This is a genomic window from Stenotrophomonas sp. TEPEL (assembly GCF_004348785.1).
In the GTDB taxonomy this organism is placed as follows: Bacteria; Pseudomonadota; Gammaproteobacteria; order Xanthomonadales; family Xanthomonadaceae; genus Stenotrophomonas; species Stenotrophomonas indicatrix.
The window spans coordinates 1367594-1377324 of sequence record NZ_QQXJ01000001.1; the positions used below are offsets into that span (position 1 = coordinate 1367594).

8 protein-coding genes are annotated in these 9731 nt (G+C 67.2%); 4 read left to right on the forward strand and 4 right to left on the reverse strand.

Annotated elements, in window-relative coordinates; genetic code table 11:
* Window positions 1–117: 117 nt before the first annotated feature.
* Complete coding sequence (gene phbB / locus TEP_RS06055) at window positions 118–858, reverse strand: acetoacetyl-CoA reductase (RefSeq protein ID WP_025876381.1); 741 nt, start codon at window positions 856–858, stop codon at window positions 118–120.
* 17 nt (window positions 859–875) lie between these two features.
* Window positions 876–1796, reverse strand: a complete 921-nt coding sequence (gene gluQRS, locus TEP_RS06060) for a tRNA glutamyl-Q(34) synthetase GluQRS (protein WP_132824627.1) — start codon at window positions 1794–1796, stop codon at window positions 876–878.
* 93 nt (window positions 1797–1889) lie between these two features.
* On the opposite strand from gluQRS, the gene htpX reads away from it, so the two are divergent.
* On the forward strand, window positions 1890–2756 hold the full coding sequence (htpX, locus tag TEP_RS06065; RefSeq protein WP_132824628.1) for a protease HtpX: 867 nt from the start codon (window positions 1890–1892) through the stop codon (window positions 2754–2756).
* 912 nt (window positions 2757–3668) lie between these two features.
* Here the strand turns inward: htpX and TEP_RS06070 are convergent.
* Entirely contained in the window at window positions 3669–4496 is an 828-nt protein-coding gene (locus TEP_RS06070; RefSeq protein WP_025876387.1) for an inositol monophosphatase family protein, read from the reverse strand.
* Between the two features lie 120 nt (window positions 4497–4616).
* Here TEP_RS06070 and TEP_RS06075 point away from each other — a divergent pair, with 120 nt between their 5' ends.
* Together TEP_RS06075 and TEP_RS06080 are read left to right on the forward strand one after the other, a co-directional pair.
* Window positions 4617–5387 (forward strand): RNA methyltransferase, encoded by a 771-nt coding sequence (locus TEP_RS06075; protein ID WP_132824629.1) that lies wholly within the window; start codon window positions 4617–4619, stop codon window positions 5385–5387.
* A gap of 414 nt (window positions 5388–5801) precedes the next feature.
* A complete protein-coding gene (locus tag TEP_RS06080; RefSeq protein ID WP_132824630.1) occupies window positions 5802–7928 on the forward strand; it encodes a GGDEF domain-containing protein in 2127 nt (708 codons plus the stop codon).
* Between the two features lie 4 nt (window positions 7929–7932).
* Here TEP_RS06080 and epmB read toward each other — a convergent pair whose 3' ends face one another.
* Window positions 7933–8973 carry an EF-P beta-lysylation protein EpmB gene (gene epmB / locus TEP_RS06085; protein ID WP_132824631.1) on the reverse strand — a complete coding sequence of 347 codons (1041 nt, stop codon included), beginning with the start codon at window positions 8971–8973 and terminating at the stop codon, window positions 7933–7935.
* A gap of 97 nt (window positions 8974–9070) precedes the next feature.
* On the opposite strand from epmB, the gene efp reads away from it, so the two are divergent.
* Window positions 9071–9637: an elongation factor P gene (efp, locus tag TEP_RS06090; RefSeq protein ID WP_132824632.1), complete on the forward strand. Its 567-nt coding sequence runs from the start codon at window positions 9071–9073 to the stop codon at window positions 9635–9637.
* The last annotated feature ends 94 nt before the right edge of the window (window positions 9638–9731 follow it).

Consider the following 9731-nt stretch of genomic DNA (forward strand, 5'->3'; position numbering starts at 1 on the left):
CCCAGCCCCCGCCAGGCTTGGCTTTCCGTCGCCGGAATGTTGCGCAGCAAGGCTTTGCGTGCTGCGCAGCATGACCAACGGCAGGGTGCAGCACGGGCTTTCAGGCCCTGGCGCCTTTTACCAGCCCATGTGATGGCCGCCGTTGATGTCCAGGTTGCTGCCGGTGATCCACGAGGCCTCTTCGGCCACCAGGAAGGACACGCCGTAGGCGATTTCTTCCGGCTTGCCCAGGCGCCCGGTCGGGATGTCGGCGATGATCTTGGCGCGCACTTCCTCGGGCACCGCCATCACCATGTCGGTGGCCACGTAACCGGGCGAGATCGTGTTCACGGTGATGCCGAAGCCAGCGTTCTCGCGCGCCAGCGAGATGGTGAAGCCATGCATGCCGGCCTTGGCGGCGGCGTAGTTGGCCTGCCCGTACTGGCCCTTCAGGCCATTGATCGAGCTGATCTGGATGACCCGGCCCCAGCCGCGTCGACGCATGCCCTCGATGACCGGGCGGGTGACGTTGAACACCGAATTGAGGTTGGTGTTGATCACATCGTGCCACTGCTCCGCGCGCATGCGGTGGAAGGTGGTGTCGCGGGTGATGCCCGCGTTGTTGACCAGGATCTCGACCGGGCCCAGTTCGGCCTCGACCGCGCGGATCAGGCCTTCGGCGCTGGCAGAGTCGGAGACATCGCCGGGGAAGATCGCCACGTGGTAGCCGCGTTCGGTCATCGCCTGCTGCCAGGCGCGGGCCTTGGTTTCATCGCGGTAGTTGGTGGCGACCCGGTGGCCCTGGTCGGCCAGGCGTTGGCAGATGGCGGTACCGATGCCGCCGGTTCCGCCGGTGACCAGTGCGACGCGAGATGTCATGGAAAGCTGTCCGGATGTCAGGTGGGGGAAGGGGGATTCTGCAACATCGGCGCGGAATGTGCGCCGGCCGGCAGCAGAATGTCCGCGCGCGGCAGCAGGCCGGGGTTGAAGCTGCGCTGCGCGGCGGCCAACAGCGCGTCGCGGTCGCCGATGCCGTCCAGAGCGCTGGTCGGCTGGCCCAGCAGTTCCCACAACCGGCGCAGCACCGGTACCGGCTCGCTGGCATCGACCGGCAGCGCGGCCAGTGACTTGGACAGTTTGTGGCCCGGTGCATCCAGCAGCAGCGGCAGGTGCCAGTAGCGCGGCGTCGGCAGGTCCAGCGCCTGCTGCAGCAGGATCTGGCGGGCGGTGGAATCGAGCAGGTCGGCGCCGCGCACGACTTCGTTCACGCCCTGCGCGGCATCGTCGACGACGACCGCCAACTGGTAGGCCCAGCAGCCGTCGGCACGGCGCAGTACGAAGTCACCGACGTCGGCATGCACGTCCTGCTGTTGCGGGCCGCGCAGGCCATCGTCGAAGCGCACGATGCTGCCGGGCGGCACGCGGAAGCGGACGGCCGGGTCTGGTCGTGCCTGCCGCGCGAGGCAGCGATGGTGGATGCCGCCGTCGGCGGCCAGGTCGCTGCGGCTGCAGTGGCAGACGAACGCGTGGCCATCGGCCAACAGGCGGTCCAGCGCCGCTTGGTAAGCGTCGCCACGCGCGCTCTGCCAGATCACCGGCCCGTCATGGACCAGGCCGAACGCGGCCAGGGCCTGCAGTTGCGCCTGTGCGGCGCCGGCCACCGTGCGGGGTGGGTCGACGTCCTCGATGCGCAACCGCCACAGGCCGCCATGGTGGCGCGCAAGCAGCCAGCTGCCGAAGGCAGCGAGCAGGGATCCGGGATGCAGCAGGCCGGTGGGCGAGGGCGCGAAGCGGCCGCAGGGAAGGGAGGAGGTCATGCAGGCTGAATCGTCGGTCAGGTTGGCGCTTGAATTCAAGCTGACTGCACCGCAAATTGACGAATATCGACCCCTTCCGAGCCGGAATTTCCCATGTTCACCCGTATTGCCCTCTTTCTAGCGACCAACCTCGCGGTGCTGATCCTCGCGGGCATCGTGATGTCAATCCTGGGCGTGGACTCCCGTTCGATGAGCGGCCTGCTGGTCATGGCTGCCATCTTCGGTTTTGGTGGTTCGCTCATCTCGCTGTTGCTGTCCAAGTGGATGGCCAAGCGCTCCACCGGTGCGGTGGTGATCACCGAGCCGCGCAACCAGACCGAGCGCTGGCTGCTGGCCACCGTCGAGCGCCAGGCCAAGGCTGCCGGTATCGGCATGCCGGAAGTGGCGGTGTATGACGGTCCGGAGATCAACGCGTTCGCCACCGGTGCCAACCGCAACAACGCGCTGGTGGCGGTGTCCACCGGCCTGCTGCACAACATGAGCGAGGATGAAGCCGAAGCCGTGCTCGGCCACGAGATCGCCCACGTCGCCAACGGTGACATGATCACCATGGCACTGCTGCAGGGCGTGCTGAACACCTTCGTGATCGTGCTGGCCCGCGTGGTCGGCGGCGTCATCGACAGTGCGCTGTCGGGCAATCGCGAAGGCGGCGGCCGCGGCTTTGCCTACTACATCATCGTGTTCGTGCTGGAGATGGTGTTCGGCCTGTTCGCCACGATGATCTCGATGTGGTTCTCGCGCCACCGCGAATTCCGTGCCGACGCCGGCGGTGCATCGCTGGCCGGCCGTCAGAAGATGATCTCGGCGCTGGAGCGGCTGCAGCTCAACCACGGCCAGAGCACCTTGCCGACGCAGATCGCCGCGTTCGGTATTGCCGGTTCGACGGCGAAGAAGCTGTTCATGAGCCACCCGCCGCTGGAAGAGCGCATTGCCGCGCTGCGGGCGTCGACTGCGGCGTAAGCTCCGGCTTCCGATGGAGATGCAGGAACGCCTGGCCTCGCGCCGGGCGTTTTTGTTTGCGGGGAGGCATTGCTGGCGCCGGGCCATGCCCGGCGGGCTCTTTTCCGCGCCTGCGGAGAGGTGTCACTTTCTTTGCGCGCAAAGAAAGTAACCAAAGAAACGCTCCGCCGGCCGCGAGCCGTCGTGCTTCGCACGTCGGTTCCCTGCGCTCCTCGGTCCGTCGAGGGACGGCGCGGGAACTCGCTACGCTCAGACACCCGCACCTCTTCGCCCTCGCCGGACCTGCGGTGCTCGGCTCGCTATAAGGCGGACTGGAAGATCAAGATCAACGGCAAGAGCATCCACGCATGGCGTGGATCTACTGGGTGCAGCTGTGGCGTTTGATCTTGGGTCCGCCTTGTAGCGAGCCGAGCATCGCAGGGGAATCAGGGGCGCAGAGGCGCCGATGTCTGAGCGCAGCGAGTTCGGCGCCGTCCCCTGGTTCGCCGAGAAGCGCAGGGCACCGGTGCGAAGCACCGGCTCGCGGATGGCGGCGTGTTTCTTTGGTTACTTTCTTTGCACGAGATAAGGCGGACTGGAAGATCAAGATCAACGGCAAGAGCATCCACGCATGGCGTGGATCTACTGGGTGCAGCTGTGGCTTTTGATCTTGGGTCCGCCTTGCAGCGAGCCGAGCATCGCAGGGGAATCAGGGGCGCAGAGGCGCCGATGTCTGAGCGCAGCGAGTTCGGCGCCGTCCCCTGATTCCCTGAGAAGCGCAGGGCACCGGTGCGCAGCACCGGCTCGCGGATGGCGGCGTGTTTCTTTGGTTACTTTCTTTGCACGAGCAAAGAAAGTGACAAGCACGATCACCGCACAAACGAAAACGGCACCTTCGCAGTGCCGTCTCCATGAACCGCTTTACGCGCGAACTCAGAACTTCGCGTCGAACTCGGCAGCGTAACCGGTGTTGACCAGCACCTTCTGCAGCGACTCGGCCACCTTCAGGTTGCCGGCCACGATCTGCTGGGTGTCCGGGCCACGGTTGTCCATGCGGGCCGGGGTGGCGCCCTTGAAGTCGCAGACCTTGCCACCGGCTTCGCGCACCAGCAGCACGCCGGCAGCGATGTCCCAGGCCTTCACGCCGGCTTCGAAGTAGGCGTCGGCGCGGCCACAGGCCACGTAGGCCAGGTCCAGCGCGGCCGAACCCGAGCGGCGGATGTCCTCGGCGTGCACCAGCAGGGCGTCCAGCGACTTCAGCTGCGCACTGGCGCGGGCACGCTCGCGCGGGGCAAAACCGGTGTGGATCATGGTGCCTTCCAGATCCTTGCGGTCGGCCACGCGGATGCGGCGGTCGTTGAGCACGGCGCCGGCACCACGGCTGGCGGTGAACAGTTCATTGCGCAGCGGGTCGAAGATCACCGCGTCGGTCGGCTCGCCGTTCTCGACCAGGGCGATCGACACGCAGTAGTGCGGCACGCCGCGCAGGTAGTTGCTGGTGCCGTCCAGCGGGTCGATGACCCACATGTGGCGACGCTCGCTCTGCACGCCACCTTCTTCACCGAAGATGCCGTACTCGGGGTAGGCACGCTTGAGTTCCTTGACGATCACCTTTTCCGCGTCCGCGTCGACTTCGCTGGCGTAGTCCATGCGGCCCTTCTGGACTACATTCAGTGCCTCGAGCTTGTTGATGTTGCGCAAGAGGACGTTGCCGGCGAGGCGGGCGGCCTTGACCATGACGGTGACGGCGGGTTTCTGCATGGCATGGGCTCCCGGAAGGGCAGAAGAGAAGGGCTGGCGGGGGAAAAGAGCGGGTCCGGCGCAGTGGCCGGCCGCACAGTTTACCATTGGTCTTCGTCCAGCTCGACCCTTTCCCTGTTCATGTCCCAGTTTCCCGCTGCCACCCGCCTCCGATTCGTCCTGGTCGGTACCCAACACCCCGGCAACATGGGGGCCGCCGCCCGTGCCCTGAAGACCATGGGCCTGGCCCGCCTGGTCCTGGTGGCGCCGGAGAAGCCGCTTGATGAAGAGGCCTTCCGTCGCTCGGCCGGCGCCGAGGACGTGCTCGGCGACGCGCCGGTGGTGGCCACCCTGGCCGAAGCCGTGGCCGACTGCCGGTTCGTGCTGGGGTGCACAGCGCGTGCGCGCCGGGTCCAGCTGGAGGAGTTCCTGCCGGCAGATGCCGCCGCCCGCGCCGTCTCCAAGGCCAGCGAGGGTGCCGAGGTGGCGCTGGTGTTCGGTCGCGAGCGTACCGGCCTGACCAATGAGGAACTGCAGCTGTGCCATGCCGCCGTGCACATTCCGTCCGACCCGGAGTTCAGCTCGCTCAACCTGGCCGCCGCGGTGCAGGTGCTGGCCTATGAAGTGCGCATGCAGCTGCTGGGCGCACAGCCGGTGGCCGCGACCGAGCCGGACAACCGCGAGCAGGTTGCCAGCCACGATCAGATGGAGAGCTTCTTCGCCCAACTTGGCGAGACTCTGGACGAGATCGATTTCCACAAGGGGCGCGCGCCCGAGTCGGCGATGCGCAAGCTGCGCCGCCTGTTCCTGCGCAGCGAGCCAAGCGAGCAGGAAGTGCGCCTGCTGCGCGGCATCCTGGCCGATACCCAGCGCATGGCGCGGCTGGCGCAGAAGAACGGCAAGGACAGCTGACGACGTTCTCATTTTTTCGGGTAGTCTGTCCGGATACCCCGGGGGGATGATGCTTGTGTCGGGTCTGTGTAGGGCAATGCAGGGGGGAACTGCTGCGCCTGGCCTTGGCCCTGATGGCCGGGACTGCGCATGCTGCGTCCGGTTCGCAGAAGGGGCGTTGGGCAGCGATGAGGGGCAACGCGCGATGACGCACGATCATGCGCTTGGCAGTGTTTACTGGCAGGGTGCCGGACCGGCGCCGGGGGTGTCAGGCCGGGCGTCCGCCGGGTTGTCGCGTGTCGCCTGTCTTCGGCGGGTGCAGCGTGCGTTGCAGAAGGTGTTGGGGGCTGCCGGTTTCCGCCGCGTCGATGCGCATGCGCAGCCGTGGCGGGATGATTTGAAACAAGGGTCGACGCGCGTGCGGATGGAAGTGGAATGAAGTTGCTCGGCTCGGGGATGCAGGCCCGGTTCCTGCTTGCGATGGGCGGGGCGATGCTGGTGGTGGTGGCGATCCTGGCCGTGCTGCTGGGGCGGCAGGCTGCGATGCAGGGCGAGGTGAGGTCGCTCAGCAACGGCGTCATCCACGAACTGTTCGACCGCAGCGTGCGCAGCCGTGGCGAGGCCATGGTGCGCGAGCTGTCCGATGCGCTTGCCGCTCCGCTCCACAACAACGATCTGGACCAGGTCGGGGCGCTGGTGCGCAGCATTTCGCGGCAGCCGGTGGTGCGCTACGTACTGGTGTTCGACGACCGCGGGCGGCTGGTCCACGACGGCTCGGCCGGAGTGCCCGGATCCGGGCGGCCGATGACCGATCCGTTGGCGGCCGGGGCGGTTGCCGCACAATCACTGGTGGTGCAGCAGTCGCCCACGGTGCTCGACAACGCAATGCCGATCACGATGGGCAATCAGCGCATCGGTGGTGTCCGCGTCGGCATGGCGCTGGATGAAGTGCTGCAGCGTGAGCAGGCCGCCAACGCGACCCTCGGTGAGCGGCTGCAGCAGATGGGAAGCCGGCATCTGGGCTGGCTGCTGCTGATGCTGGGCCTGCTGGTGGTGATCGGCGTGGTGGTGATCCTGTACGTACAGCGCACGCTGGTGGCGCCGATCCGTGAGCTGGCTGCAGCCGCCCGGCGCATCGAAGCGGGCGACTACCAGGCGCCGCTGCGTGAAAACACCCGCGACGACGAGGTCGGGGAACTGGTGCGCGGCTTTGCCCGCATGCGTGATGCGATCGCCCGCCACGACCGTGAAGTGCGGCGCATGGCCTACACCGACGCCTTGACCGGGCTCACCAACCGCCTGGCGTTCCGCGAGGCGCTGGACCATCGATTGATGGCCGCACGTGCGTCCAATCACCGGTTGGGTCTGCTGTTTGCCGATATCGATGATTTCAAGCGGGTCAATGACACGCTGGGCCACGAGGCCGGCGACGAGGCGCTGCTGCAGTTCGCCCAGCGCATCGGCCGCGCAGTGACCGAGGCCGGCGGCGACGACGCCGTGCTGGCGCGGTTCGGCGGCGACGAGTTCGTGATCCTCGTCGGGGATGGCGATGTTGCGGCCAATGCGCGGTTGCTGGCCGAAGTGCTGGTGCGCGAGCTGGGCAAGCCGCTGGTGGTGCAGGGCAGGGAACTGTTCCTGGGCACCTCGATCGGCGTGACCCTGTTCCCGGACGATGCCGCGGATGCGACGGCGCTGCTGAAGAACGGCGACATCGCGATGTACCAGGCAAAGATGGCCGGCAAGAACTGCTATCGCTACTACAGCCGGGCCATGGATCACGCGGTCGAGCGCCGCGTGCACATGGAGCAGGAGCTGCGCGGTGCCTGGGAGCGCGGCGAGCTGCGGCTGGCCTACCAGCCGATCTTCCGCATGCGTGACCGCCGCATGGTTGGTGTGGAAGTGCTGCTGCGCTGGCAGCACCCGACGCTGGGCACGATTCCGCCATCAGTGTTCATCGAGGTGGCCGAGCAGAGTGGCCTGATCGAGGTCATCGGCCCCAAGGTGCTGCGTGCCGCCTGCATGGAAGCGGTGCAGTGGCCGCGAGGCGTGGCCGGTGACGAGTTGTTCGTTTCGGTCAATGTGTCGCCACGGCAGTTGCGCGGCGGGGAGCTGCCGGCGTTGGTTGCGCAGTGCCTGCAGGAGTCGGGCCTGCCGGCCTCGCGCCTGCACCTGGAGCTGACCGAGACGGCGGTGATCGGCGACGAGATGCTGGCCGCGCAGCTGCTGGACCGCCTGCACCGGGCCGGGGTGAAGGTGTGGCTGGACGACTTCGGTACCGGTTTCTCCGGTCTCAGCCACCTGCGGCAGGTGCCGGTGGACGGCGTCAAGATCGACAAAAGCTTCGTCGCCGACATGCAGCGCGACCCGGACGACCTGGCCCTGACCACGGCGATCATCGCCATGGCCCACGCGCTGGGCATCACGGTGGTGGCCGAGGGCATCGAGCAGGAGGCCCAGTTCGAGCTGCTGGCCCAGCGTGGCTGCGACCTGGGTCAAGGCTACCGGCTGAGCCACCCGGTCACCGCCACCGAAGTGGTGCGGATGATCGAATCGGGCGCGTGAGGCGCTACAGCGGGCGCTTGCTCGGGTCGCCGGGCAGTTCGCGGACCAGCTTGGGGACCAGGTAGCCGGACAGCCGGGCAGTGAGGCCGGCAATCAGGGCCTTGGCCTGGATGTCGTCCACTTCGAAGTGGGCCACGCCCTCGACGCGATCCAACTGGTGCAGGTAATAGGGCAGCACGCCGGCGGCGAAGCTGCGTTCGCTCAGGTCCTGCAGGGCCTGCACGCTGTCGTTGACCCCGCGCAGCAGCACCGCCTGGTTCAGCAGCTGGGCGCCGATACCACGCAGGCGGGCCATCGCGGTATCGACGCTGGCGTCGAATTCATTGGCGTGGTTGGCGTGGACCACGATCGCCAGTGGCCACGGCAGGCTGCCCAGCCAGGCCAGCAGTTCCTCGTCCACGCGCTCGGGCAGCACGATCGGCAGGCGCGTGTGGATGCGCAACCGGCGGATGTGCGGGATCTGGCGCAGCGCATCGGTCAGCTCGGCCAGCTTGTGCGTAGCCAGCGACAGCGGGTCGCCGCCGGACAGGATCACCTCATCGATGTCCGGGTCTGCGGCGATGGCCTCCACGGCCTCCTGCCAGCCGCCCTTGGCGGCGTTTTCGGCGCCATAGTCGAAATGCCGGCGGAAGCAGTAGCGGCAGTTGATCGCACAGCTGCCGGTAGCCACCAGCAGGGCGCGGCCACGGTATTTCTGGATGACCCCGGTGGCCTTCTTGGCCGCGCCGTCGCCCACCGCGTCAAAGCTGAACCCGGGCGCCGGGCGCATCTCGGCGTCGATCGGCAACACCTGCCGCAGCAGCGGATCGTGGGCGTCGCCACGGCGCATGCGGGCCACAAAACCCTCCGGCACGCGCAGCGCAAACTGGGCGATGGCCGTCTCCGATACGCCCAGCGCCGCGGCATCCAGATCCAGCCGGGCCAGCAGCGTCTGCGGGTCGCGCACGGCCTGCCGCCACAGCTGCTGCCAGCGCGCGGGCGCGCTTGGCGACTGGGTCCGGGGGAAGGCGGAAAGCTGCATGGAGAGGGGGCCTGCGGTTATCATGGACACATAAACAGTTGCCCGCCGGGGTTCCGGTGGGCTTTCCATTCTATCCGGCTCGCCGCACGCGCGGCGGTTTCGCCATTTGAGGAGCTTGAGCATGGCCACTGCGGGCATGAACGATGTCAAGAACGGGATGAAGATCCTGGTCAACAATGAACCGGCCGTCATCTCCGAGACCGAGTTCATCAAGCCGGGCAAGGGCCAGGCCTTCACCCGCGTGCGCTATCGCTTCATCAAGTCGGGCCGCACGGTCGAAATGACCATGAAGGCGACCGACGACGTGGAAGTGGCCGATGTGGTCGATACCAACATGGACTACATGTACAGCGACGGCGAGTACTGGCATTTCATGGACCCGGTGACCTTCGAGCAGGTGCAGGCCGACAAGGCCGGCATGGGCGGCGCCGAGAAGTGGCTGAAGGGCGAGGAGTCCTGCATCGTGACCCTGTTCAATGGTGCGCCGATTTTCGTGCAGCCGCCGAATTTCGTTGAACTGAAGATCACCGAGACCGATCCGGGCGTCCGCGGTGACACCTCGGGCGGCGGCGGCAAGCCGGCCACCCTGGAAACGGGCGCCGTGGTACGCGTGCCGCTGTTCGTCAACCAGGATGAAATCATCAGGGTCGACACCCGTTCGGGCGAGTACTCCTCGCGCGTCAAGTAATCCGGCGCAGCCGGATTACGGTAGTGCCGGCCGCTGGCCGGGTACGCGCCATCGCATTCGCGCTGGCGCTCCCACGATCCGCCATGGCGGATCG

Excerpts from the sequence above, each read along its gene's own strand:
- efp (WP_132824632.1), top strand. The coding sequence starts at position 9,071 with ATGGCCACTGCGGGCATGAACGATGTCAAGAACGGGATGAAGATCCTG.
- TEP_RS06075 (WP_132824629.1), top strand. The coding sequence starts at position 4,617 with ATGTCCCAGTTTCCCGCTGCCACCCGCCTCCGATTCGTCCTGGTCGGT.
- htpX (WP_132824628.1), top strand. The coding sequence starts at position 1,890 with ATGTTCACCCGTATTGCCCTCTTTCTAGCGACCAACCTCGCGGTGCTG.
- gluQRS (WP_132824627.1), bottom strand. The coding sequence starts at position 1,796 with ATGACCTCCTCCCTTCCCTGCGGCCGCTTCGCGCCCTCGCCCACCGGC.
- epmB (WP_132824631.1), bottom strand. The coding sequence starts at position 8,973 with ATGATAACCGCAGGCCCCCTCTCCATGCAGCTTTCCGCCTTCCCCCGG.
- phbB (WP_025876381.1), bottom strand. The coding sequence starts at position 858 with ATGACATCTCGCGTCGCACTGGTCACCGGCGGAACCGGCGGCATCGGT.
- TEP_RS06080 (WP_132824630.1), top strand. The coding sequence starts at position 5,802 with ATGAAGTTGCTCGGCTCGGGGATGCAGGCCCGGTTCCTGCTTGCGATG.
- TEP_RS06070 (WP_025876387.1), bottom strand. The coding sequence starts at position 4,496 with ATGCAGAAACCCGCCGTCACCGTCATGGTCAAGGCCGCCCGCCTCGCC.